The organism is Candidatus Methylobacter favarea (assembly GCF_902806695.1).
Classification (GTDB): Bacteria; Pseudomonadota; Gammaproteobacteria; order Methylococcales; family Methylomonadaceae; genus Methylobacter_B; species Methylobacter_B favarea.
Genome location: NZ_CADCXN010000048.1, coordinates 1 through 23894 on the forward strand (window position 1 = coordinate 1; position 23894 = coordinate 23894).

The following is a 23894-nucleotide window of genomic DNA, read 5'->3' on the forward strand; positions in this document are numbered from 1 at the left end:
CGGCCATTCGCTCGGCCGTCTTTGCAGTTCGCTTGCTTGCCGCATTTTGGACAATCCATCACGCCCTCCCAAGGCATCTGAATGTTCCAAAACTTATACATTGTCTATATTTATTTAGCAATGCCAATTATTTTAATTAAAGTGCAGCCTAATTATCAGTGCAAAAAATAATCCGAAGCGAAAGTATTGCATGAAGTATTCCGTTATTTTTGGTCCGCTTCTCAAACTGTTCATCAGAAACGCCGAACTCCATAATTGAAAATAAAAATGCGTGATATGCCGCATTAAGAATGCGTTCAATAACACAGTTTAATTAATCGGTGCTTTTATTGCTTTTTTTGCAGGAAATAGATTTTAAACTCAATAAATAAGCTTCTTAAACGGCTCCAGTATTTGCTTTTACTGTAAAATGTTAGGCCTGAAGCAAAAAAACGGAAGCTGGTCGGATCAGGACGCCTTGCAAAATGCGGCCCGGCCACAGAGTGTGTGAAATAACACAGTTTAATTAATGGCTATTCGAGTCTTGCTTGATGGTTGAGTCAATTACCGATCTTTTTATCGTTCCAGTATGAATTACGGAACTATTCGGTTCCTGTGATTTATATTCTCGGGCTGTTACAGATAGTAATCGACAGTAAGAAATAGTGGAGGTTTACCCAACTAAAATAGCTTGGGCTTCTCTCATTTATTGAGGAGATAGGAAAGCGGAAAAGGCGGTTTGACTAATGCGCCGGCCGTTACATGGCCATCTATTTTATGTAGAAGGCATCAGGAGATATGACGCTTAATCCTTAAGTGTTCAGCTTCAATCAGAATCGGATGTTTCGAGTACATCAATATGAAAGTTCAGGTTGGATAGGAATATGCCAGCCGTTAATAATATAAAATTTTATAGCGTTTTGACTGCCTCATCTTGAGATAACAAGCCAATAATTTCCTCTCGAGACAAGCTATTCAGTTTGTTCTCTCTCCAGACATACTCATCTTTTATAATCAAACCATTCTCTTTGTAAAAACTTTTAAGGCTTATCAGCATTTTTACCGGATTATATCGATCGTTAACATACCGCTCTTTCATATCTATGTTTTTACGATAAACCAAATGCTCGTGCCAAACCCATGAGCCGGGACTATTAACAAGACGCTTCCCTGCTTTTTTTAATGCCATGGAAACGCACGCATCTTCAAATACATTGGGATAGCCATCATGCAAAAACTCCGCAGGATTTACAGTAAATAAGGTCGCTCCAATAGGACACCAATCACATTCTCTAAACTGGGCGGTTTCCAAATCATAGGCATTTTTTCCTTTATCATAGAGATCAAGGCGCACCAATTCATCATCAAGATAGTTAATTTCTCCGCCGCTAAACTGCAAACTCTCATCGGGAAAAATGACCTTGCAGCAGACCGCACCGATATTTTCATCGGAGGAAGCTCTAACCAGTAATTCTTCCAGCCAGCCCGGTTCGGCAATCTCATCATTGTCAAAGATAATAAACCAATCTCCCGAAGCATATTGCAATGCTTCTCTGCGCCCGACAGCGGGGCCTAAATTAGTATCGTTATAAATAACCTTTAAATTATCAAAGTGACCTTCAATGTGTAATTTAATAAAATCCACCGTCTTAGGAGCGGAGCCATTATCGAACAAAATAATTTCATGAGGAATATTGACGGTTTTTTTCAAGCTTATCAATGCTTCTAAAGTCTGCTCTTTCTTACCGTATGACAACATAATGATTGAAATGAAATGCGCAAACTTCTTATTTCTTATGCCTTGGCGAACTCTCGCTTCTTTTTGAATCAGTTGCGTATCGGCAAGCTGCTTTTGATTCCTTGATAGGGTAGTTTGTTTTTTATGCAGGCGATGGAAATACAACTTATCAGGGATATGAATAAACGCTTGCGTTGGGAAGCGAAATGCAATGCGCATGAGCATGTCATAATCCTGAGCGCTGTCAAAACGCGGATCAAATAACCCGACCTTGGCGAAGGCGTCCCGGTGAATTATTTTAAGATGCGTTGCAAACATCCGGTCAAGATTCTCTAAAAAATAATCTTGCCTTGGCAAATGTTCAAATGAAATTCTGTTAACTTCTTTACCTGTTTCATCAATATTAATACGGCCGGTATGTAAATAAACCGTGTTTTTTTTCCAGGCATTCAAAGCAATTTCGATTGCGTTATCAGCCAGATAGTCATCGCAATCCAGAAAAGCGATCAGATCGCCTGTGGAGGCAATTAATAACCGGTTTTGAGCCGCAGATATTCCCTCATTTTTATCTGAATACAGTATATTGAGTTTTGGCCTGCCGACATATTGATGGATAATTTTTCTTACTTCAGGATCGGTGGATGAATCATCACAAAGCACTACTTCCAAATTATCGTAGCTTTGCCCTAAAGCGCTATCAATACATTCTTTTAGATGAAGAGCGTGATTATAGATGGGAATAATAATGCTGACTTTTAGCTTATTGGAGTTTTTTAATAAACTCCTTTCCGGAATACGCGGAATAAACAATGCTTTTAAATTATGTTTTATATTAAAAGGTATAAGCTTGATTAACGGCTGTAAATATTTATTTTGATAAGCCTTGATAAGTATTAGCCAAACAAATTGCTGCAATATAAATATTTTTTTGGCATTTTCCGTCAGCATACCCCGCAAAGCTCTTAGAGGTTTGGTCATCCGCCATGACAAAGAGTTTAATAACAACTCTTTATCCTCCTTAATATTTTCCAGTTCCTGATTAGCTGCTGATAATTGGAGCGCCAATTGTTGTTTATCCTGAGCTAAACCAAATCGAAGAGATTCGGTCTTTTCCAAAACCGACTTAATATTTTCTATTTCCTGATTAGCTGCTGATAATTGGAGCGCTAATTGTTGTTTATCCTGAGCTAAACCAAATCGAAGAGATTCGGTCTTTTCCAATAGCCGGTTAACCAGCCTTGCATGGGCAATAATTTCAATAATCTCAGGGGTTGACCATTTGTGCCGCCATTTTTCTACAAGCGCATGTAAGGCTTTAAGTGACCGCGATTCATCTGAAAATACGCCTTCGCCGGACAAGCCGCTTATTACCCTATAATTTGCCGTAACTTTCTCATTCCAGATAAAACTTCCGTATGCTTGCAACTGCAGCCAAAAATCCCAATCCTCAAATAATTCAAAGGCTTCATCAAAACGGCAGCCAACCGGGCTGTCAATGACACGTCGATGAAAAAGCACGGCATGAATGGGCACATAGTTTTCCAGTTTCAGGGTGGCTGGATTATAGGGCTGATTAAATAGTTTAATTAACTCACCGGTCTCTTGATCAATGCATCTGACAGAAGAATAGGCTGCAATGCAATAGGCATACAACGGATTTTCAAGTAATTCCAGCAATTGCCGGATATGCTCGGGTTCCAGCCAATCATCATCATCCAAAAAAGCGATATATTTACCGGCAGCCTTGTCAAGCCCGGCATTGGCAGCTTTTGCCCTGCCAAGGTTTTTAGAAAATTGCAGAGGAATAATATTAATATCAGCCTGATTAAATGGACAAATTATTTCGCTAATATCATCCCCTCCATCATTCACAACAATGATTTCAAGTTTTGGGTAAGTTTGTTCGCAAATAGATTGCAAAGCTTCCTGTAATAACACAGAGCGGTTTTTTGTGCGGACAATAATAGTGATCAGTGGCGAATTTTCGGCCTCATCCATTGAAAAATCGTTGTTTAATTGCATACCGGTGGATTATGTAAGTAGGGATTGAATAAAATGCTGTGCGAAAACTTATTGTTTCAGCAATTTTTCAACATAAATTCTCAAGGAAAACATGCGTTCCGCCATGCCTCTCCAGCTCTTATTTTTTTCAGCCTCGACAAAGGCTTCCGCGAATTTGGCGCATCCTTTTCGGGACAGATAAAGCCCCCGATAGGCAGCCAGACCCATGCTTGCGGCCAGATAATCGCATTGCGCAAGCGGCAGCTTATAAAAGGAAAGCGCCGCGCGCTTAAGTTCCGCCACGCTGCTGATATCGACTACGCAGGTGGCGGGCAGAGGACTCCATATCTCGTAGAAAAAAGCCCGGGCCGCCCCTTGCCATTGACGCCAGCAACAGAATACCGCCTGACTGATAGCTACATGATCGCGGTGATAATCAAGCATGGACGGTAAAAACAGCCAGTCCGGATTAAATTTCTCCAGTATCGCCATGATTTTCTGTTCAAATTCAGGCGTATTACCGAAGCTGCCGTCGGGTTCATCAAGGAATACATAATCCCCTATGCCGAGCGACGCCAAGGCGGCAATCGCCTCCTTTTTGCGGATTGCCGCCGCGCCCTCGGGCAAACCGCCGGCTCCGCCGCCATCGGTCACAAAAACCGCCCTGATTTCACAGCCTTTTTTTCTAAGCAGCGCCAATGTCCCCCCGCACCCTATGGTTTCATCATCCTGATGAGGCGCGAACACCAGCACTTTGCCGTTTTCCAGCGGAATCAATATCTTGGGCAGCGGGCACAACGCCAGTTCAGCTATCCGGCGCTGCCGCCATCTATCGATAAATCTTTTCATAGTTATCCGCGATTTCCGCAATATCCGGCCATGTTTCGGCTCTTAGCCGGCCCTGCCGCGCAACGGATTCTCTCAATTCCCTGTTATCCAGCAGGCGGCGCATGCCGTCAGCCAATGCGTCAAGCTCAGGCGAAACCAGCAGCGCGCCGCCGCCCATTACTTCCGGCACCCCACCTACCGCCGTGCACAATGCGGGCAACCCGGCCGCGATGGCTTCAAGATTGGCGAGTCCGAATGACTCGGAGGCGGATGCGCTCACATATAAATCCGCAGCGCTCAAATACAAACCGATGTCATCGGTAGCGGCGAATAAAACGTCCCGTTCGAGACCAAACCGTTTCCCCAGTGCTGATAAGGATTGGCAGTCCCCTTCTCCCAGAATGACCAGCTGGACAGCCAGTTTTTTCAAATGGGAACAGGCTTCGATCAGCAGGGGAAACTGCTTGACGGGCGCAATACGTCCAATCCCCAACAGGTAAAAAACATCATTCTGCCAGCCCAGCCGTCTTCGGGATTCCTGTCTGCTATAACGGTTTATCTGCGGCCGCGCATGACTAATGTGATGCCAGTTCTCAGGGATACAAGCAATATTAAGGCCAATACCAATTTCAACTATGGCGCTGCGCGTGGGAGCCACGACCCAGGCTGCCGCATTCAAGGTGCGCTCTTCCCAGCGCCGCAGCCATTTCAGCGTTCGCGGGCCCAGCCGGACGCCATCCGCTCGGATAGCGTCGGCATAACAGCCAAAGCCATGCTCAGTCACGCCCCAGCGAATCTTGAGCCTGGGATAAAAACGCAAACAAAGGCTAACCCCCGCTGCAATAATGGGATCATGGCAATGCACATGGGTGTATCCGCGCTTCGCCGCTATCTTGACGGCAAGCCGGCCCATGTTTAAACGCTCCAGCACCACCTGGGCCAGGACCGAACAATCCGCGTCAATAAGCAACTTTGCGAGCGACCCGGACAGCCACTGATGGAGCTTTTGCTGCCACGCCTTGGCGCTAATTCCCAAGTCGTTTTGACAGAGGTAATCCATTACAATGTTTCTTCGGTGAAATTCATCGATTAAAGGCGTAAGGCTGCGTCCCAGGCCATAACGTTTATCTGCCTGGTTTTCCCGCGTCACCATAAGAATTTTTATATCTGAGATTTTAATAGCCGCCATATACTCCACCCTTTCAGCAAAGCACTATCGACGCGGCACAGGAGCAGCAATCAAACAGCGAAGAAAGTTTTTAATCATCTAAAATCCGTATCGCCGCTTAAAAACCATAAGCGCTTGTAGAGTTGTCCGTCCATTTCTTTTAGCGCAGGCGGATCGATATAAATGCCGGTTATCTCAGCTTTGGCGGATGGGGGGGGCAGCATCGAAATAATATGAGGAGTCATCCAGCTAAACACTCGGTGCCGGTTCAATTGCCGGGTAATGTACATAGCCGATTGCAGCATCAGGTTAAAGGCATCAGGCCGTCCCAGAAAATCCATTAACTCCAGACCCAGCGAGATTCCATGATCGCGCAGCACAAATATGCCTGCAGGTTTATTAATCCACCGCCATGAAACAAGATAAAGGTTATAGTTATTTAATGGATGCTCAAGGTAACGCCACCTGAAAAATTCAGCGTCTTTCTGAGGCAGCATAATATCAGGCAATGAGGATTTCATATCTTCCCAGAGCCCATCAATGATAGCCGGAACAATGGATCGCAGCGGCTGTACTTTAAGCCAAAAAGGCAAGCGCCTTGCAGTATCCATAGACCAGGCTGCTTCAAAAAAAGCATCTCCCCGCGCATACAGGCCTAACTTCTCGCCCAGCCGCGCAGCTCTACTAGTAGGGAAGCCGAAGGCAAACCGGTAAGGCTTATCAGGGCCTATTTGCGACTGCAGAAAGATTTCGGCCGTATGTGCGAACGGCCCGCGCCGGGTCAGACTGCCGCAGGCTTCAGGAACAGCCATTACATCGCTAATTTGAACGGCAGCCAGTTTTTCATCTTGCAGCCAGAATGTACGGGGGATACCGCCGTAATAAGCAATCACTTTACCCGCGCAGTGCGCTAAAACGCCTTGCTTAGCCAATCCGGCATATTTCCATGCCCATAGGCTCGGCTGCATGGGCGCGCCGAAAGCTGAGCTGAATAACGACAATAACGCATCCTGATCCTGTTCCGACACCCAGCGGCATCGCCATCTTTTATTTTCGTCCGACGGCTGAACTGCCTTCAACGCGGACTCCATAGCAATTGGCTCTCCGCAAGCGCGCGTCATAGCCGTTCCCAGGTATGCGGCATCATAAAATAGCCCTGCAAGTGTCCTTCTTGCCGCACCTGAAGATTAGCAACGGCATTGACTGAATCATAAATATGGAGTCCGCGTTCGCAGAGCAGATGCACGCTAAGTAGATATTCACCCTTGAGCAAGGGCAGCCGGTCAAAAACAAGGCGCACCTGAGCTGATCCATGCGGAGTTCGTTGCAAAACCAGTTGATCTTCCCATGTAGCCGCGCTGGTTAATGTGCGTCCATCCTTAGCATGCAAGGTGAAAGCCACACACGGACAGGGTAAGTCAGGATCGGAAGCAAAGCTTATATACAATATAAGGCATGAGCGGCCGCTTATGGCGATAACCCCTTTGCAGGCATGGCCGTCTACCTCTGCCTTAACAGATTCAATATGCGCATACCCGTGAGGCGGCAAGCTTATTGGCGTTACTTCATGTTTGCCAAGGGCCTTAGCCGGAGGCTGCCCACTCTTATCCAGAAATTCCTGATAAGCTGCTACAATAGCCGCTGAGTCACCCTCCGCCATAATTCTGCCCTTATTAAGCCAGATGGCACGTGCACATAAAGACTCTACCTGAAACAAGGAATGTGAACAAAATAAAATGGTTTTACCGTTATCACGCATCTGCATAATTCGGTTAAATGATTGACGAGAAAAAGCGCCGTCTCCAACTGACAGCGCCTCGTCAATAACAAGAATATCCGGATCTACGCTGGTTGCGACTGCAAAAGCGAGGCGGACATACATGCCGCTGGAATAGGTTTTCACCGGCTGGTCAATAAATTCCCGGATGCCGGAGAATTCGGCAATTTCATCGAACCGCCCTTTGATCTCTTGTTGCGGCAAGCCCATGATGGCGGCGCTCAGGAATACGTTCTCGCGGCCGGTAAATTCAGGATTGAAACCGGCGCCCAGCTCCAGCAAGGCCGCCACTCTTCCTCTGACCGCAACTTCCCCTGTAGTCGGCGTTAAGGTGCCGCATATCAATTGCAGCAAAGTAGACTTGCCTGAACCATTGCAGCCGATAATTCCCACAACTTCTCCCGGCATTACCTCAAAGCTAAGCTCGTGCAATGCCGAAAATTCGCGGTAATATTGGCGCCTTCCCAGACACAGCAACTGTTTCAGGCGGTCATGCGGCTTGGCATAGAGCTGGTAATGTTTACTCAAATTCTTGACGGCAATAGCCGGCTCAAGAGACATTGACGGAAACTCTGATAGGTTTATCAAATTAAAATAAACCTTAATAATCCCAAAACAAATCGATGAGGCCTTCTTATTGAAAATTCTTGCTGACCTACGGGTGGGTATTCGTTCATTATTGAAAATTTATGTTTTTTAGTCATAACTATAATTTGAGCACATTTCATACCAATAAATACTTCTATTTGGCCTTAGCTAGGAAGGAAAGTAAAATAGGGTATTAATTTTTTTACAGGAGATATGTTAATAGCTTGGAGAAAGTGTATGTAAATAGCACACTGTTATTAAGGTGAGAGAATGTTTCGGGATAAACCCCAGGGAAATTTTATCTGCCCGGAATCAATAACGCTTTCTCGACTGGTCCTCACGGCACAGTTGCAATATAACGCGGTCTGCCTATACTTCAAAAACAGATCAAGACATTCCGTTATATGACCATAGAAAAACGCAGCTATCCTCGATACAAACCGCAAGGTTTAAAAGCCTCTGTTAACCTGGAACAGCCCTTTAACGATTTGCTTCGCATCCAGGGAGAGGTGATTGACATCAGTTTTACCGGCATAAAAATAAAACTCGAGTCGCCTATTTCCGCAGATTTAGAGGGCAAAATCAAAATAAATTTACGTCTGCCTGAGTGCGGCATAGGCATCACAATTAGCGGGATTATCAAACATCAGCATAATCCCGGCGAATATGGAGTGCATTATATAAAAACTCCCTCCCTGGATGCACTGGATGATTTTATTCTGGAATGTGTAAAAAATTCCAGACCAAAATCAGCAGGCCATTTTTCAGATCAATGGACTAATAGCCCTATATTTTGATATAGTTAGACTTGATTCACACTTAAGTGTGCGTGTTTGTGTCTCTTTTTATCTCATCACTCTGGAGAAAACTCTATGCCAATTAAAGTTGCAATTAATGGTTATGGCCGCATTGGGCGTAATATTGTACGTGCATTGTATGAAGCAGGCCGCACTAGTGAAATTCAAATTGTTGCAATCAATGATCTGGGCAACCCTGATACCAATGCTCATTTGACCCAATATGACTCAGTACATGGGAAATTTCCTTATCTGGTCAATGTTGATGGCGATTATATCGTTATTAATGGGGATAAAATCAAAGTGTTTTCTGAAAGAGATCCATCCAAACTACCTTGGGGCGATTTGGGCATTGACGTTGTTCACGAATGTACCGGCCTGTTTACCAGCAAGGCAAAAGCCTCTGCCCACCTGTCCGCAGGCGCAAAAAAAGTCATCATTTCCGCACCTGGCGGCAACGATGTAGATGGAACCATCGTCTACGGCGTCAACCATACTACGTTGAAAGCGTCAGATACGGTTATTTCCAATGCATCGTGCACAACCAACTGTCTGGCACCGCTGGTAAAACCTTTGCATGATGCGATTGGCCTGAAAAGCGGTTTAATGACCACCATTCATTCTTATACCAACGATCAGGTTCTGACCGACGTCTACCACAGCGATTTGCGCCGCGCCCGCTCCGCTACGCAATCCATGATTCCCACCAAAACCGGCGCTGCAGCCGCAGTAGGCCTGGTATTGCCTGAATTGGCCGGCAAGCTGGATGGTTTCGCCATGCGCGTACCTACTATTAATGTCTCGGTTGTCGATTTAACCTTTCAGGCATCCAGAGCTACCAGCAAGAAAGAAATTGACGAAGTCCTGACAACAGCATCCAAAGGCTCATTAAAGGGCATTCTGGAAATCAATGATAAACCTCTCGTTTCGGTTGATTTTAATCATAACCCGGCATCGTCTATTTATGAGTCTTCATTGACTAAGGTATTGGATGGCAGTTTCGTCAAAGTCCTGTCCTGGTATGACAACGAATGGGGCTTCTCAAACCGCATGCTGGATACAACAATTGCTTTAGTAAACGCAAAATAACGGATTTAAACTTATCATGTTAAGAAGAACCAAAATTTTAGCCACCCTGGGTCCCGCCACGGATAAACCCGGGGTGCTCGAAGGCTTGTTTAAGGCCGGTATTGACGTGGTTCGCATGAACTTTTCTCATGGTTCTGCTCAAGAACATATCAACAGAACCAATCTTGTACGCGAACTCAGCGTCAAAACCGGACGGCGCGTCGGAATTCTTGCTGACCTGCAGGGCCCGAAAATACGCATAGCGAGATTCAGGGATACCAAAGTATTTTTACAGGAAGGGCAGGATTTTGCCCTCGATATTAACCTTGACGCAACCGCGGGCGACAATACGCAAGTTGGCATTACTTACGAACCTTTGGCCAATGAAGTCAAACCAGGCAACAGACTGCTACTCGATGACGGCCGCATTGTTCTTGATGTGGTAAGTGTAAAAAACATGCGCGTTAATTGTACGGTTATTGTTGGCGGCGAGCTATCCAATAATAAGGGAATCAACCTGATGGGCGGCGGCCTTTCTGCAGCGGCTTTGACTGATAAAGATAAACAAGACATTAAAACTATCGCAATCATGGATTGCGATTTTGTCGCCATCTCCTTTCCCCGTTGTGCTGAAGATTTACATGAAGCACGCCGCCTGCTTCTGGCTGAAGGTTGTCATGCAGGCATTGTTTCGAAAGTCGAGCGCGCAGAAGCGATAGTGCCGGAGGTTATGGACGAAATCATCCTGGCCTCTGACGCGGTCATGGTAGCGCGAGGGGATCTCGGTGTTGAAATCGGCGATGCCAATTTGCCTGCCGTACAGAAAACACTGATTAATCGCACCCGCTCACTGAATCGCGTCGCCATTACCGCTACCCAGATGATGGAATCCATGATTGAAAACCCGATTCCCACCCGCGCGGAAGTGTTCGATGTTGCCAATGCCGTTTATGACGGCACTGACGCCGTCATGCTGTCAGCGGAAACAGCTTCTGGAAAATACCCGATAAAAGCTGTTGAAGCCATGCACCGCATCTGCATTGAAGTGGAAAAGCAACCCAAAGTCCGCGAGTCCGGTCACCGTATGGATATTCAATTTGAGCGCGATGATGAAGCCATTGCAATGTCTGCGATGTATATGGCCAACCATACCAAAATTAAAGCTATTGTGGCGCTGACAGAGTCAGGAGCCACGCCCTTATGGATGTCAAGAATCAGTTCCGGCATCCCGATTTTTGCCTTTAGCAGTGAAGAAAAAACTTTGGGTAAAGTGACTTTATACCGCGGTGTTTTCCCGGTTTACTTCACTCATGAAGCCCAGGATCACGCTGAAGTAAACCGGGAGATCGTGCAAGAGCTCAGGAAATGGAATATGGCCAAGGAAGGCGACAAATTTATCTTCACCAAAGGTGATTTAACCGGCGTAAAAGGCGGCACCAACGCTTTGAAAGTCATTACCGTCGGCCAGGGTTTAACACCTTAAGTTTCAACTCGGCATTCAGGCTTAGGCCTGAATGCCGGTAAAGCTGAAAATTTTCTAGGGCAATCTTACAAACCGAAGCTTTTCCTTACGAACAAAGTTCTCAAACGCGGTTCCTACGGCTGACAAGCGCTTGCCTTCCCTGCGCACCATATACCATGTTCTCACCACGGGAAAAAACTGTGCGTCCAGTATTATTAAGCGGCCCGTTTTAACTTCGCTATCGATCGTATGGTGAGAAACGATTCCCAATCCCAGTCCTTCTTCTACACCCAGCTTGATAGCGCCGTTATTGTTCAACTCCATATTGGTCGAAATTCGGATTCCATTTTTAGCAAAAAAACGCTCGGCTGAAGTCCGGGTTCCGGAACCTTGCTCGCGCATTAAAAATACTTCATTTTTTAATTCATCCAGTGGAATATTTTTTTGGTCTTTTAAATGATGGCAGGGGGATGCGATGACCACCAACGGATTCTCCATCAGCGGCTCTGCTATCAGATCCAGGCCTTCCGGCGGCCTGCCCATTAACACGATATCCGTTTCATTATTTTCCAGCAGCTGAATCAATCCCTTATGGTTGGTTACTTTCAGGTTAATATTGACTTTTGGATATTCCTTACAAAAACCGGCCAGCAAACGGATGGCGAAATATTGAACCGTACTGGCCACAGAAACCAGCAAACGTCCGCCCTGAGGCCACTTGATTTCATCAAAAATAACTTCAGCTTCATACAGTCTGGAAGTAATCTCCCGGCTCAGGCGGTACATTTCTTCACCGGCCTCGGTTAAATATATTTTACGCCCCAGCCTTTCAAACAAAGGCAGACCGGCAATTTCTTCAAACTGCTTGATTTGCATCGATACTGCAGGCTGCGTCAAAAACAGCTCGGCTGCAGCCCGGGTAAAACTCAAATGCCGCGCCACCATTTCGAAAATTTGTAACTGCCTGATTGTTACATTCACAAAAACTCCTGACAAACCTTAAAACAGGCAGATTCCTGGCCTGAAAATCTTTTAAAAATCAACCATCTTTATTTATAACGTCTTCAGTTGGGCATAAGCCAGCATCAGCCACTTGACGCCTGCCTGTTTAAAGTTAATTTGTACGCGTTCATGCGCGCCCTCACCTTCCATTTGCAGCACGACGCCTTCACCAAACTTGGAGTGACCAACTCTTTGCCCCAGTTTATAGGTGCTTGTCACCTGTAAAGATGAAGTTTTTGTTTTTACTGCGGTGATTGGATGACTGACAGTGGCGCGCATCCTGACTTCCTGAATATATTGCCCGGGAATCTCGCGCAGAAACCGTGACGGTCTGGGATAACTTTCCCGTCCATATAAACGCCTGGATTCTGCATAGGTCAGATGCAATTGCAGCATGGCTCGGGTCATGCCGACATAACAAAGCCTGCGTTCCTCCTCCAGGCGTCCGGCATCGTCAACGGACTGTTGAGACGGGAATAAACCTTCTTCCATACCCACCAGAAAAACCAGCTTGAACTCCAGACCTTTAGCCGAATGCAAAGTCATCAGTTGTACGCAATCATCAATATCATCGCCTTGCATCTCTCCGGCTTCCAGCGCCGCATGGGCCAGGAACATATCCAGTTCGCTGAGATTTTCCTCACTTTCCTGATCCTGGGTAAAATCAAAAAGCCGCGCGGCATTGACCAGCTCTTCCAGGTTCTCTATTTTTTCTTCGCCCTTTTCCATCTTTTCCTTTTTATAAAGCTCAACCAGGCCGCTTTTTTCTACAACCAGTTTTACCTTTTCATACAGTTCCATGTCTTCGGATTGTTCGGTCAGCCGTTTGATCAGATTTAAAAAACCTGTCAAGGCATTACTGGCGCGCCCTGGCAGATCGCCCTGATTAATCAGCACAATAGCGGCTGCCCATAAGGAAATACTCTGTTCGCGGGCTATCTTCCTGATATCTTCTAGCGTTTTAGCGCCTATGCCCCTTGTCGGCGTGTTGATCACGCGCTCAAACGAGGCGTCGTCATTCCGATTGGACATTAACCGCAGATAGGCCAGGGCATTTTTAATTTCCGCCCGTTCGAAAAATCGCAAACCGCCATAAACCCGGTAAGGCGTGCCCGTCGCCATCAGTTTTTCTTCAAACTGCCGGGACTGGGCGTTGGAGCGGTATAAAATAGCGGCGTCACTGCGCGCACCGCCTTCATTCACCCAGGCTCTGATGCGCTCGACGACAAAATAGGCTTCGTCCTGCTCATTAAACGCCGCATACAAGGAAATCAGGTCGCCATCGCCGGAATCTGTCCATAATTCCTTGCCCATGCGGCCATCATTCATGCTGATGACCTGATTGGCCGCTTTGAGAATATTGCCGGTCGAACGGTAATTCTGCTCCAGCTTTATAATCTGATGATTCGGATAATGTCTTTGAAAGCTGTAGATATTTTCGATTTTCGCGCCGCGCCAGCCATAAATCGATTGATCATCATCGCCCACCACAAACAAATTATCCTTGCCGTCAGTCAAAAGGCGCAACCAGGCGTATTGAATAGTATTGGTATCCTGAAACTCATCAACATGCACCTGCCTGAAACGCTGCCGGTAAAACTCCAGCACGTCGGGATTTTCCCGGAACAATTCATGGGCGCGCAACAGTAATTCGGCAAAATCCACTAAACCTGAGCGATCACAGAACGCCTCATAGGCCCGATAAATGGCGAGCATCTGCCGCTGATACATATCGTCTGTAGCAGCCATGTACCTGGCTCTAATGCCCTCATCTTTCTGCGCGTTAATATACCATTGCAGCTGCCGTGGGGGCCATTTCGCATCATCAAGATTAAGCGTGGTTAAAAGTCTCTTGATAACCCTTAACTGATCGCCTGAATCCATTACCTGAAAAGTTTCCGGCAGTTTGACCTGTTTCGCATGCCGTCTTAACAGGCGGTGCGCTAAGCCGTGAAAAGTCCCTATCCACAATGTATGAGCAGGAATGCCCAGCAAATCTTCAATTCTGCCGCGCATTTCCTTCGCTGCTTTATTGGTAAATGTTACCGCCAGAATACTGTGGGCCGACACACCTTCCACTTGAATCTGCCAGGCAATACGATGCACTAGCACCCGGGTCTTGCCACTGCCGGCGCCGGCCAAAACCAGCATAGCCTGAGAAGGCGCCGTAACAGCCAGGCGCTGGGAATCGTTTAAAGGATCTATAATTTTAGTAATGTCCATGTTATCTATTGCACATTTTTTGGAGCTGTGTATATTGCCTAGGCTCTGTAACAGCAATCTGAACCATTGCTTTGCTTAAGATAATAATAACTAAACACAGAAGGTTTTCGAGATGAATTTTGACTATAAGCGTATGATTAAATTTGAACACAATCTTGGCGGCAAAGAAAAAAAATATCGTCTTTATGGGGGTGCGGCACTCCTTGTTATTTCGATTTTCACTGCCAAAATTGCTTTATTGGTCATTGGCCTGTACCTTACGGCCACAGGTTATTGGGGTTGGTGCCCGGTATATTCAGCTTTAAACAAAAATACCTCTGATGCCGGCAGTAATATTGGCCACCCTTAATTAGGAATATCTCATAATACAAGGCTAAAAACAGGTTCCCTTAGCCTTGTATTCAAGACTACTCTTCTTTACGAAATTCACCTTCCAGCACATCTTTTTCAGGTGATTTGGCCTGATTAAAATGACCTCCTGCCTGAATAAGATGATTTTCAATTACATAGCCGGCTATTTTTCGTCGCACCTGAGGTATTAAACAGGCAAAACCTAACATATCAGTAATAAAACCGGGCGTTAACAATAATGCTCCGCCCACCAGAATAATCGAGCCTTCAATTATTTCGTAAGCAGGTACAATGCCTTGCGCTATGCTCGCCTGAAATCGCTGTAAAGTCGCAAATCCTTGTATTTTCAATAACCAGGCGCCCAGAACAGCAGTAAAAACCACGAGAAAAACAGTCGGCAAGGCGCCAATTATTCCACCTACCTGTAACAGTAAATAAATTTCCGCAAACGGAATAATCAGCACGAACAGAAATATGATCTGGAAAATTTTCATCTGGAAACACTCAAACGTAACCATTTATCGGTAAAATAGTAAGGGCATAAGCTTTAATTTCCGGGATAATATACACCCTTGAGTTTTAGCGGAGTGCAAAAATGCTGTCTTTCCACCAAATAATCTTCTGTACTTGTCCTGATAAAGAGTCTGCAGAAAAAATTGGCCGCCTGCTTGTCGTTGATAAATTGGCCGCCTGCGTAAATATTTTGCCGGGCATTACCTCCATTTATACCTGGAAAGGACAGATTGAATCAACCCAGGAGCACCTGCTGCTGATTAAGTTCAATAAAGATAATTATCAGGCTGTTGAAGCCAGCATACGCAGCCATCACCCTTACGAACTTCCGGAAATAATCGCGGTCCCTATTGAACGCGGTTTACCCGAGTATTTGCACTGGATTGATTCATGCCATTCTTCAAAATAACTTTTTTCTGCTTGCTGGCGTTTTTTATTAGCCTTCCGGCTTTTGCGCTGGCTAGCGACAATCTTTTGCCTCCTCAACAGGCTTTTAAAATTTCTGCAAAAGCACTGGCCGCCGACCAGATTGAAGTTTCCTGGGATATTGCCGAAGGTTATATGCTTTATCTCAATAACATGCGTTTTGAATCCAAAACCGATCTGGTTAAATTAGCTGAGCCTGTTTTTCCCGAAGGCGAAATCAGCCATAATGAAATTCTGGGAGACGTAGTTCATTACCGAAAGCATCTGCAAGTGCCTATAAAGCTTTTAGCCGCCAACGAGGCAGCTTCCATGCAACTCCGGGTGCAATATCAGGGCTGCGCCGATAGAGGCGTTTGCTATACTCCGCAAAAAGCAACGTTGGATATTACTCTGCCGGCTGCGGCATCAACTGTCAAAGCCGAACCGGTTAACCCACTGGTAAAAGGAATTTCGGCACTAAAGCTGAATCTCTTTGAAGACGAATTATTACCGCCTGACCAGGCGTTTCAGTTTCTGCCATCATTAAAAGATGCCAATACGTTGCATGTCAACTGGCAAATTGCTGAGGGCTATTATCTTTACCGGGAAAAAATCCGCATTGAATTAGTAAATGCGGCCGGCGTCCGGCTGGGCACCTACTCCATACCGCGCGGCGTTCCCAAACATGATGAAGCTTTTGGCCAGGTTGAAACTTTTCATAATGAACTCAGCTTTGACCTGCCCGTTATACGCTCGACCACCTCAGCGCAAACCATTACTCTGCAGGCGAAATATCAAGGCTGCGCCGACCGTGGTGTTTGCTATCCGCCCATGAGCAAGAAATTCGACCTGGTGCTTCCTGTAGTACAACAAGAGCTGACTGCACTTGCTGCCCCGCAACCCGCCCCGGCGCTTTCCGAGCAGGATCAGATTGTTCAATCCCTGCAACAGGGTAGCGCGTTGATGACATTACTCAGCTTTTTCGGCTTTGGCCTGCTGCTGGCATTTACACCCTGCATTTTTCCGATGATTCCGATTTTATCGGGCATTATAGTAGGGCACGGCAATCGTATCGGAACGGCCAGAGCTTTTTTTCTGTCCCTCAGCTATGTTATTGCTTCTGCTGCTACTTACACAGTATTTGGCATTCTGGCGGCGCTATTTGGCAATAACCTGCAGAGCACTTTTCAGCAGCCATGGATTATTGCTCTGTTCAGCGCTATTTTTGTCCTGCTGTCCTTCTCGATGTTCGGCTTTTATCATCTGGAGCTGCCCAAATCCCTGCAGGCCAAGCTGCATAACTCCAGCGAAAGGCACCGCGACGGCTCGCTCTGGGGTGCGGCTATAATGGGCTCATTATCTTCACTGATTGTCGGCCCTTGCGTCGCGGCTCCCTTGGCTGGTGCGCTGATCTATATTGGCCAGAGCGGGGATGCTGTTCTGGGCGGCAGCGCCTTGTTCATGATGGGGCTGGGCATGGGCGTCCCTCTATTACTATTAGGCGCCTCTGCCGGAAAACTTTTACCCAAAGCCGGCGATTGGCTTAATGCCACCAAAGCCGTGTTCGGCGTTATCATGCTGGCGGTAGCGGTCTGGATGCTAAGCCGTATTTTGCCGCCGGACATTATCATGATGCTTTGGGCCATGCTGCTTATCTTTCCAGCCATTTATCTCAGCGCCATCGATCCATTGCGCGAAAACAGCTCCGGCTGGCGCAAGTTGTGGAAAGGCGTCGGCGTAATGATGTTAGGCTACGGCTTGTTGTTATTGATCGGCTTCAGCATGGGCAACAGCAATCCCCTCAAGCCTCTGCAAGGATTGACCTTGACCAATACACAAGCTGCTGCAGAACAGGGAATTAGCTTTGAAAAAATCACCTCCCTAGCTGAACTGGAAGCCAGGATTCAACAGGCAACGGCTAATCATCAGCGTGTCATGCTGGATTTTTATGCCGACTGGTGCATCTCCTGTAAAGAAATGGAAAACTATACTTTCACAAATCCTGAAGTCAAACAAGCCCTGCAAGATTTTGTATTGTTACAGGCCGATGTTACTGAAAATTCAGAGAATGATAAAGCCCTGTTGGCAAAATTCGGCCTAATCGGTCCGCCCGGGGTGTTGTTTTTTGGTGCTGATAATCAGGAACACAGGTCGTTAAGAGTCATAGGCTATCAGGATGCCGGCGCCTTCATTAAAACAGTGCAACAGGCCAGATTATGAAACGCGCCGCGCTGATTGGCCTTGTCGCCGCTATCGCATTAGGCGCAGGTATTAGCGCCGCGCGCTTTTTAGCCCATCTAGAAAAAACCCGCCAATCACCTTTACCTGAATTCAGTCTGGCGGATTTATCCGGCGTTCAACACAGCATTTATGAATGGCAGGGGAAAATTCTGATAATAAATTTCTGGGCCACCTGGTGTCCGCCCTGCCGCAAGGAAATTCCGGAATTTATCGCCTTACAGGAACAATACGCCACTAAGGGAGTGCAGTTTATCGGAGTTGCGATTGATGAACAGGAAGCAGTGAGCCGCTATCTCAGCTCAACTAAAATTAATTATCCGGTTTTAATGGGCGAAGATAAAGGCATAGCGCTTGCCCATCAACTGGGCAATATTATTGACGCGGTACCTTTTACCCTCGTGGTTGACCAACAAAGACAAATAATTCACCGGCAGCCGGGTGAATTTTCAAGGGATGAAATATTAAAAATTATTCTCCCATTGATGAGATAATTTTTTCAGCCGGTATCAGCTGAGTTTAAAATAAAATCGTTTAAAAATTGCTAAAATGTCCGGAATGGCTGCCAAATGCAGAGGTAATGCTGTTATCTTCCGCTAAAATCATAATATCTGGACAAAATCAGACAAATTAGGCAAAATTATTGATTAATTTTTTCCTAATTTTACTGCAACTATATTAATGGCAAATATTACAGTACTAAATGGTCCCAACCTAAACTTACTGGGGCTACGCGAACCCGGCCATTACGGAAACAAGACGCTGGCTGATATACAGAATGCTCTTGAAAAGACAGCCGCGGAACTAAAGCATCAGCTTAGCTTTAAACAAAGCAATGCGGAACATGAAATTGTAGAGATGATTCATCAGGCTTACGAAAATCATGTAGATTTCATTATTATTAATCCCGCCGCTTTTACCCATACCAGCATCTCGATTCGAGATGCATTGCTGGCTACACAAATTCCATTTATAGAGGTTCATTTATCAAATATCCACGCCCGTGAGCCTTTTAGAAACCATTCCTATTTCTCGGATATTGCCCGGGGCCTTATCTGCGGACTGGGCGCAACAGGATACGAATTGGCCCTACAGGCCGCTCATCAGATATTAGCCGAGAGACAATAAACTATGGATATCCGAAAAATAAAAAAACTTATTGAAATTATCGAGGAATCCGGCATTGCCGAACTGGAAATCAAGGAAGGCGAAGAAGCGATACATATTATCCGGTATTCTGCCGCTCCTGCGCCTGCCGTTTATGCTCCAGCAGCAGTTACAGGGAACCAGGCCCCAGCAGTAGTGCCTGAGGAAGAAAAAATTATCGGCCATATTGTAAAATCACCCATGGTAGGTACCTTTTACCGTTCCGCTTCGCCAGGCGCAAAAGTATTCACCGATATAGGACAATCCGTTCAAGTCGGCGACACCTTATGTATCATTGAAGCAATGAAAATTCTTAATCAAATCGAGGCCGATAAAAGCGGCACTATCACTGCAATTCTGGTTGAAAACGCCGAGCCCGTTGAATACGGTCAATCCTTATTCATCATTGAATAACACGCAAACGGAAGTCTATATGTTCGATAAAATAGTTATCGCCAACCGCGGTGAAATCGCCTTGCGTATTCTGCGCGCCTGCAGGGAATTAGGCGTTAAGGTTGTTGCGGTTCATTCAGAAGCCGATAGAGAATTAAAACATGTGCGCCTGGCTGATGAATCCGTCTGCATTGGTCCTGCCGCTTCAGCCGACAGCTACTTGAATATTCCGGCCATTATCAGCGCCGCTGAAGTAACGGATGCAGAAGCTATTCATCCCGGCTATGGCTTTTTATCTGAAAATGCCGATTTTGCGGAAAAAGTAAACCAGAGCGGCTTTGTTTTTATTGGTCCGAATGCAGAAACCATACGCATGATGGGTGATAAAATTTCTGCTAAAAACGCCATGCTGGCGGCAGGAATACCGTGCGTTCCCGGAAATAACGATCCGTTAACGGATGATTCCAGAAAGAATTTGAAGCTGGCTCAGGAAATGGGCTACCCGGTTATTATCAAGGCCGCAGGCGGCGGCGGCGGCAGAGGCATGCGCACTGTGCATACAGAAGCAGCGCTATTAAATGCCATAGCAATGACTAAAGCTGAAGCAGGCGGGGCTTTCGGCAATGATACCGTTTACATGGAAAAATTTCTGGAAGACCCTCGTCACATTGAGTTTCAGGTGATGGCTGATGCGCATGGACATGCCATTCATTTAGGCGAACGCGACTGCTCCATGCAGCGCCGTCATCAAAAAGTGGTTGAAGAAGCGCCAGCTCCGGGGATTACTGAAGAGCAGCGCAAAAAAATAGGCGAGCGTTGCGCCAAAGCCTGTATCGATATAGGCTATCTGGGTGCAGGCACTTTTGAATTCCTGTATGAAAAAGGCGAGTTTTATTTTATAGAAATGAATACCCGCATTCAGGTTGAGCATCCTGTTACCGAAATGGTTACCGGCTTCGACATTGTCAAGGAGCAACTGCGTATCGCCGCCGGCAAGCCGCTATCGGTGACGCAGGATCAGATCAAGATTCAGGGCCACGCCATAGAATGCCGGCTTAATGCGGAAGATCCTCGAACATTCATGCCCTGCCCTGGAACAATTGACCAGTTTCATATGCCGGGCGGTCCCGGTATCCGCTGTGAGACTCACATCTACAACGGCTATAGAGTGCCGTCGTATTACGATTCCATGATTGGCAAGCTGATTGCTCACGGAGAAGATCGTAAAAGCGCCATTGCCCGCATGAATACGGCATTGAGTGAAATCATCATAGACGGTATTAAAACCAATATCCTGCTCCAGCACGATATTATCAATGATGGCGCTTTCGTAGCAGGCGGGCAAAATATTCATTATCTGGAGAAAAAGCTGGGTCTTTTTTAATCAATGTAGCGGGCGAATTCATTCGCACGGCAGCCTTTCACCTTGTATTTTCTTTTACCTCCACTTTACGCACCGCTTTTTTATGGCCTGGCATCAGATCTCGCTTATCACCGACGAAAACACCGCCCCCGGACTTGCTGATTATTTCAGCGAGCTTGGGGCGGTTTCCGTCACCTATATGGATGCTGAAGATCAACCTGTGTATGAACCTGCTATCGGTGCAACCAAAATATGGCGCAATACCCAAGTTATTGCGCTTTACGAAGTGAACGCAGAACCGGCCCTCATCAAAACCCTGGTATATATGCAGTTTGATAATAACCTCCTGCACGACTGGCGCCAGGAAGAATTGGCCGATCAGGAATGGGAGCGCGCCTGGATGGACTATTACCAGCCCATGAAATTTGCCGATAAGCTCTGGGTCTGCCCAACAGACCAGCAGCGCTCGGAGCCCGGTACGATTTGTCTGACGCTGGATCCGGGTCTTGCATTTGGCACAGGCACGCATCCAACGACGGCCTTATGCCTGCAATGGCTGGCCAGTCACGAGTTAACCGGTAAAACCGTCATTGATTACGGCTGCGGCTCCGGCATTCTGGCAGTCGCCGCCATATTGTTGGGCGCTAAAAAAGTTCACGCAGTTGATATCGATCCGCAGGCCTTAACCGCCACTACTGATAACGCTCTAAAAAATCATGTCCAGGATAAAATTCAGTGTTTTTTGCCCGACCATTTTTCACCTTTTCAGGCCGACGTTGTTTTAGCGAATATTCTCGCTAAACCTTTAATTGACTTGTCCAGGCAGATTTCAAATTTACTGGTTTCAGGAGGCCGGCTGGTCTTGTCAGGCATATTGTTTGACCAGGCCGAAGCAGTCATGAACGCCTATAAGCAAAACATAGCCTTTGAACCGCCGGTGCAACAGGAAGAATGGATTAGACTCGAAGGCATCAAGTATTAAAAAGCCATGTTTACCCATTGCCCTGATTGCAAAAAAACCTGCTCGTTGACCGTGGCGCCACTGCGCTTTAACAGAGGCATAATGCACTACCGGAATTGCTCAGCCCTGTCTGACGCCTTGGAATTTATCAGCGATACTGCAGCCGGTCCAGCAACAATTAGCTCGACAAAATTCCTGCTTTGGACTCAAAAGAAAGCATCCGGCGGAGTATATGGGAAGGCCGGACTGGCTAGTGGTTTGGTGCAGTTTATTGCGCAGATAATACATTTTGAAGGTTTCTCTTTCAGCCAGAATCCTGCTTTCCGTCGCTGGCTGGTAAAAATATGCAAACCAATAAACGGCGATTTGCCGGCTTACAAAAACCCGGCTGAATTTGCCGTATTACAGGGCTCATTTATCCCTTTACCCGGGCCGGCAATCGCATTCAGGGCCGTTATCAACAATCAGGCGGCTTTTTCGCAAACTTATCCGGATCTCAGACTGACGCTATTCAGCTATACCGGCCAGCCTTTTGCCCATAGAATTTTCCGGCCACTGGACTATCTGCCGAAAGCTTCCGCTTCAAAATCCTTTACCCCAGATGAAACAGCAGAAATCAACCTGAACATCTCAGCGCCGAAAACCAAAGTCGGCGGTTATACTTTTGAACTTATCTGAGAAAATGCCTCATCCTGAAGTTTATCTGAAAAAAAACGAAGACAAGCGCCTGCGCAAGGGACATCTATGGATTTTCAGTAATGAAGTTGATAGCCAACGCTCGCCGCTTGAGCTGTTTTCGGCAGGCGAGCTGGTTCATGTAAAAAGCGCAGACGGCGCCGTCGTCGGCACCGCTTACATTAATCCGCAGACTTTAATTTGCGCCCGGCTGCTATCCAGAAAAGCCAATTTGAAATGCGGCGTCAAGTTCTTTAAAGAACGCCTGATTACCGCGCTGGCGCTACGTGAAAAACTTTTCGACAAACCTTATTACCGCCTGGTTTTTGGCGAAAGCGACGGCTTGCCCGGCTTGGTTATCGACCGCTTTGGTCCGGTATTATCCGTGCAAATAACAACCGCAGGAATTGAAAGACGCAAAGAAGCATTGATTTCAGCGCTGATTGAATTAATTGATCCCAAAGCCATTATTCTGAAAAATGATAACAGTCAACGGCAACTGGAAGGCTTGAGCCTTGAATCCGAAACAGCTTATGGACAGATTCCCGAGCCATTGATTATTGAAGAAAACAGGTCGAAATTCAAAATCGACATTGTCAACGGGCAAAAAACCGGCTGGTTTTATGATCATCGCAATAGCCGCGCTTGTGTGGCCGCTATGGCAAAAAATCAGCAGGTGCTCGATTTATTCTCCTACACCGGCGCCTGGGGAATTCCCGCCGCATTAACAGGCGCGGCCGAAGTCATTTGCGTTGACGCCTCGGAAAGTGCTCTGGCGCTCGCTCTGGAAAATGCGCGCCTGAACAGGCTTCAGGATAAAATGCATTTTGTTCGCAGCGATGTTTTTGAATTTCTCAAACAGGCGCGTCAGGAAAACCGGCTTTATGATATTATTATTCTGGATCCTCCGGCATTAATCAAACGCAAGAAAGATTTTAAACAGGGTTATGAAGCCTATTGTCGTCTGAATCAACTGGCGTTGCAGGTTTTGGCTAAAAATGGCATATTAGTCTCTGCCTCTTGTTCACATCATCTTGGCCGTGAAAATCTGCACGAAATTTTACGTTCTTCGGCCCGGCACATAGACCGGCATCTGATATTTTTTTCCTATGGGGGACAAGGGCCTGATCATCCGATTGATCCGGCAGTACCTGAAACGGAATACCTGAAAACCTTTTTTTGTTCGGTATCACCAAGTTTATAAAGTCATTGGGCATC

General features: G+C 46.4%; 21 protein-coding genes. 13 read left to right on the forward strand and 8 right to left on the reverse strand.

What is annotated here, in order from left to right:
• Nucleotides 1-889: 889 nt before the first annotated feature.
• From HUX64_RS05650 to HUX64_RS05670, 5 genes are all read right to left on the reverse strand, one after another.
• Entirely contained in the window at nucleotides 890-3715 is a 2826-nt protein-coding gene (locus HUX64_RS05650) for a glycosyltransferase family 2 protein (protein ID WP_217426440.1), read from the reverse strand.
• A gap of 72 nt (nucleotides 3716-3787) precedes the next feature.
• Nucleotides 3788-4567 (reverse strand): PIG-L deacetylase family protein, encoded by a 780-nt coding sequence (locus HUX64_RS05655; protein WP_174625267.1) that lies wholly within the window; start codon nucleotides 4565-4567, stop codon nucleotides 3788-3790.
• Nucleotides 4548-5735: a glycosyltransferase family 4 protein gene (locus HUX64_RS05660; protein ID WP_174625268.1), complete on the reverse strand. Its 1188-nt coding sequence runs from the start codon at nucleotides 5733-5735 to the stop codon at nucleotides 4548-4550. Before HUX64_RS05660 ends, HUX64_RS05655 begins: the two co-directional genes overlap by 20 nt.
• Nucleotides 5736-5809: 74 nt before the next feature.
• Nucleotides 5810-6835: a GNAT family protein gene (locus HUX64_RS05665; RefSeq protein WP_174625269.1), complete on the reverse strand. Its 1026-nt coding sequence runs from the start codon at nucleotides 6833-6835 to the stop codon at nucleotides 5810-5812.
• A complete protein-coding gene (locus tag HUX64_RS05670) occupies nucleotides 6832-8052 on the reverse strand; it encodes an ABC transporter ATP-binding protein (protein ID WP_174625270.1) in 1221 nt (406 codons plus the stop codon). Before HUX64_RS05670 ends, HUX64_RS05665 begins: the two co-directional genes overlap by 4 nt.
• 431 nt (nucleotides 8053-8483) lie before the next feature.
• On the opposite strand from HUX64_RS05670, the gene HUX64_RS05675 reads away from it, so the two are divergent.
• From HUX64_RS05675 to pyk, 3 genes are all read left to right on the forward strand, one after another.
• Nucleotides 8484-8876: a PilZ domain-containing protein gene (locus HUX64_RS05675; RefSeq protein WP_174625271.1), complete on the forward strand. Its 393-nt coding sequence runs from the start codon at nucleotides 8484-8486 to the stop codon at nucleotides 8874-8876.
• 75 nt (nucleotides 8877-8951) lie between these two features.
• Complete coding sequence (gene gap / locus HUX64_RS05680) at nucleotides 8952-9965, forward strand: type I glyceraldehyde-3-phosphate dehydrogenase (RefSeq protein WP_174625272.1); 1014 nt, start codon at nucleotides 8952-8954, stop codon at nucleotides 9963-9965.
• Between the two features lie 16 nt (nucleotides 9966-9981).
• A complete protein-coding gene (gene pyk, locus HUX64_RS05685) occupies nucleotides 9982-11427 on the forward strand; it encodes a pyruvate kinase (protein ID WP_174625273.1) in 1446 nt (481 codons plus the stop codon).
• A 54-nt stretch (nucleotides 11428-11481) separates the two neighbouring features.
• Here the strand turns inward: pyk and HUX64_RS05690 are convergent, their stop codons facing one another.
• The gene (locus HUX64_RS05690; RefSeq protein WP_174625274.1) at nucleotides 11482-12387 is read right to left on the reverse strand and encodes a LysR family transcriptional regulator; all 906 of its coding nucleotides are present in this window, start codon (nucleotides 12385-12387) and stop codon (nucleotides 11482-11484) included.
• Between the two features lie 72 nt (nucleotides 12388-12459).
• Complete coding sequence (uvrD, locus tag HUX64_RS05695) at nucleotides 12460-14631, reverse strand: DNA helicase II (protein ID WP_174625275.1); 2172 nt, start codon at nucleotides 14629-14631, stop codon at nucleotides 12460-12462.
• Between the two features lie 112 nt (nucleotides 14632-14743).
• Between uvrD and HUX64_RS05700 the strand changes: the two genes are divergently transcribed.
• Nucleotides 14744-14980: a YgaP family membrane protein gene (locus HUX64_RS05700; RefSeq protein WP_174625276.1), complete on the forward strand. Its 237-nt coding sequence runs from the start codon at nucleotides 14744-14746 to the stop codon at nucleotides 14978-14980.
• Between the two features lie 58 nt (nucleotides 14981-15038).
• On the opposite strand, the gene HUX64_RS05705 is transcribed toward HUX64_RS05700, so the two are convergent.
• A complete protein-coding gene (locus tag HUX64_RS05705; RefSeq protein WP_174625277.1) occupies nucleotides 15039-15476 on the reverse strand; it encodes an FxsA family protein in 438 nt (145 codons plus the stop codon).
• Between the two features lie 101 nt (nucleotides 15477-15577).
• On the opposite strand from HUX64_RS05705, the gene cutA reads away from it, so the two are divergent.
• The 9 genes from cutA (at nucleotide 15578) to HUX64_RS05750 (ending at nucleotide 23880) form a co-directional block, all read left to right on the forward strand.
• Nucleotides 15578-15904 carry a divalent-cation tolerance protein CutA gene (cutA, locus tag HUX64_RS05710; RefSeq protein ID WP_174625278.1) on the forward strand — a complete coding sequence of 109 codons (327 nt, stop codon included), beginning with the start codon at nucleotides 15578-15580 and terminating at the stop codon, nucleotides 15902-15904.
• A complete protein-coding gene (locus HUX64_RS05715; RefSeq protein WP_174625279.1) occupies nucleotides 15886-18120 on the forward strand; it encodes a protein-disulfide reductase DsbD in 2235 nt (744 codons plus the stop codon). Before cutA ends, HUX64_RS05715 begins: the two co-directional genes overlap by 19 nt.
• Entirely contained in the window at nucleotides 18117-18632 is a 516-nt protein-coding gene (locus HUX64_RS05720) for a TlpA family protein disulfide reductase (protein ID WP_174625280.1), read from the forward strand. Before HUX64_RS05715 ends, HUX64_RS05720 begins: the two co-directional genes overlap by 4 nt.
• A 187-nt stretch (nucleotides 18633-18819) precedes the next feature.
• On the forward strand, nucleotides 18820-19266 hold the full coding sequence (gene aroQ / locus HUX64_RS05725) for a type II 3-dehydroquinate dehydratase (RefSeq protein ID WP_174625281.1): 447 nt from the start codon (nucleotides 18820-18822) through the stop codon (nucleotides 19264-19266).
• Nucleotides 19267-19269: 3 nt separating this feature from the next.
• Entirely contained in the window at nucleotides 19270-19698 is a 429-nt protein-coding gene (gene accB, locus HUX64_RS05730) for an acetyl-CoA carboxylase biotin carboxyl carrier protein (RefSeq protein ID WP_174625282.1), read from the forward strand.
• 19 nt (nucleotides 19699-19717) lie between these two features.
• On the forward strand, nucleotides 19718-21061 hold the full coding sequence (gene accC, locus HUX64_RS05735) for an acetyl-CoA carboxylase biotin carboxylase subunit (protein WP_174625283.1): 1344 nt from the start codon (nucleotides 19718-19720) through the stop codon (nucleotides 21059-21061).
• Nucleotides 21062-21143: 82 nt separating this feature from the next.
• The gene (gene prmA / locus HUX64_RS05740; protein ID WP_174625284.1) at nucleotides 21144-22022 is read left to right on the forward strand and encodes a 50S ribosomal protein L11 methyltransferase; all 879 of its coding nucleotides are present in this window, start codon (nucleotides 21144-21146) and stop codon (nucleotides 22020-22022) included.
• 81 nt (nucleotides 22023-22103) lie between these two features.
• Nucleotides 22104-22679 carry a DUF3426 domain-containing protein gene (locus HUX64_RS05745; RefSeq protein ID WP_174625285.1) on the forward strand — a complete coding sequence of 192 codons (576 nt, stop codon included), beginning with the start codon at nucleotides 22104-22106 and terminating at the stop codon, nucleotides 22677-22679.
• A gap of 4 nt (nucleotides 22680-22683) precedes the next feature.
• Complete coding sequence (locus tag HUX64_RS05750) at nucleotides 22684-23880, forward strand: class I SAM-dependent rRNA methyltransferase (protein ID WP_174625286.1); 1197 nt, start codon at nucleotides 22684-22686, stop codon at nucleotides 23878-23880.
• Nucleotides 23881-23894: the final 14 nt, after the last annotated feature.

What these genes read in the sequence shown, in the direction of transcription:
- HUX64_RS05650 (WP_217426440.1), bottom strand. Translation starts at nt 3,715, where the DNA reads ATGGATGAGGCCGAAAATTCGCCACTGATCACTATTATTGTCCGCACA.
- HUX64_RS05655 (WP_174625267.1), bottom strand. Translation starts at nt 4,567, where the DNA reads ATGAAAAGATTTATCGATAGATGGCGGCAGCGCCGGATAGCTGAACTG.
- HUX64_RS05660 (WP_174625268.1), bottom strand. Translation starts at nt 5,735, where the DNA reads ATGGCGGCTATTAAAATCTCAGATATAAAAATTCTTATGGTGACGCGG.
- HUX64_RS05665 (WP_174625269.1), bottom strand. Translation starts at nt 6,835, where the DNA reads ATGACGCGCGCTTGCGGAGAGCCAATTGCTATGGAGTCCGCGTTGAAG.
- HUX64_RS05670 (WP_174625270.1), bottom strand. Translation starts at nt 8,052, where the DNA reads ATGTCTCTTGAGCCGGCTATTGCCGTCAAGAATTTGAGTAAACATTAC.
- HUX64_RS05675 (WP_174625271.1), top strand. Translation starts at nt 8,484, where the DNA reads ATGACCATAGAAAAACGCAGCTATCCTCGATACAAACCGCAAGGTTTA.
- gap (WP_174625272.1), top strand. Translation starts at nt 8,952, where the DNA reads ATGCCAATTAAAGTTGCAATTAATGGTTATGGCCGCATTGGGCGTAAT.
- pyk (WP_174625273.1), top strand. Translation starts at nt 9,982, where the DNA reads ATGTTAAGAAGAACCAAAATTTTAGCCACCCTGGGTCCCGCCACGGAT.
- uvrD (WP_174625275.1), bottom strand. Translation starts at nt 14,631, where the DNA reads ATGGACATTACTAAAATTATAGATCCTTTAAACGATTCCCAGCGCCTG.
- HUX64_RS05700 (WP_174625276.1), top strand. Translation starts at nt 14,744, where the DNA reads ATGAATTTTGACTATAAGCGTATGATTAAATTTGAACACAATCTTGGC.
- HUX64_RS05705 (WP_174625277.1), bottom strand. Translation starts at nt 15,476, where the DNA reads ATGAAAATTTTCCAGATCATATTTCTGTTCGTGCTGATTATTCCGTTT.
- cutA (WP_174625278.1), top strand. Translation starts at nt 15,578, where the DNA reads ATGCTGTCTTTCCACCAAATAATCTTCTGTACTTGTCCTGATAAAGAG.
- HUX64_RS05715 (WP_174625279.1), top strand. Translation starts at nt 15,886, where the DNA reads ATGCCATTCTTCAAAATAACTTTTTTCTGCTTGCTGGCGTTTTTTATT.
- HUX64_RS05720 (WP_174625280.1), top strand. Translation starts at nt 18,117, where the DNA reads ATGAAACGCGCCGCGCTGATTGGCCTTGTCGCCGCTATCGCATTAGGC.
- aroQ (WP_174625281.1), top strand. Translation starts at nt 18,820, where the DNA reads ATGGCAAATATTACAGTACTAAATGGTCCCAACCTAAACTTACTGGGG.
- accB (WP_174625282.1), top strand. Translation starts at nt 19,270, where the DNA reads ATGGATATCCGAAAAATAAAAAAACTTATTGAAATTATCGAGGAATCC.
- accC (WP_174625283.1), top strand. Translation starts at nt 19,718, where the DNA reads ATGTTCGATAAAATAGTTATCGCCAACCGCGGTGAAATCGCCTTGCGT.
- prmA (WP_174625284.1), top strand. Translation starts at nt 21,144, where the DNA reads ATGGCCTGGCATCAGATCTCGCTTATCACCGACGAAAACACCGCCCCC.
- HUX64_RS05745 (WP_174625285.1), top strand. Translation starts at nt 22,104, where the DNA reads ATGCACTACCGGAATTGCTCAGCCCTGTCTGACGCCTTGGAATTTATC.
- HUX64_RS05750 (WP_174625286.1), top strand. Translation starts at nt 22,684, where the DNA reads ATGCCTCATCCTGAAGTTTATCTGAAAAAAAACGAAGACAAGCGCCTG.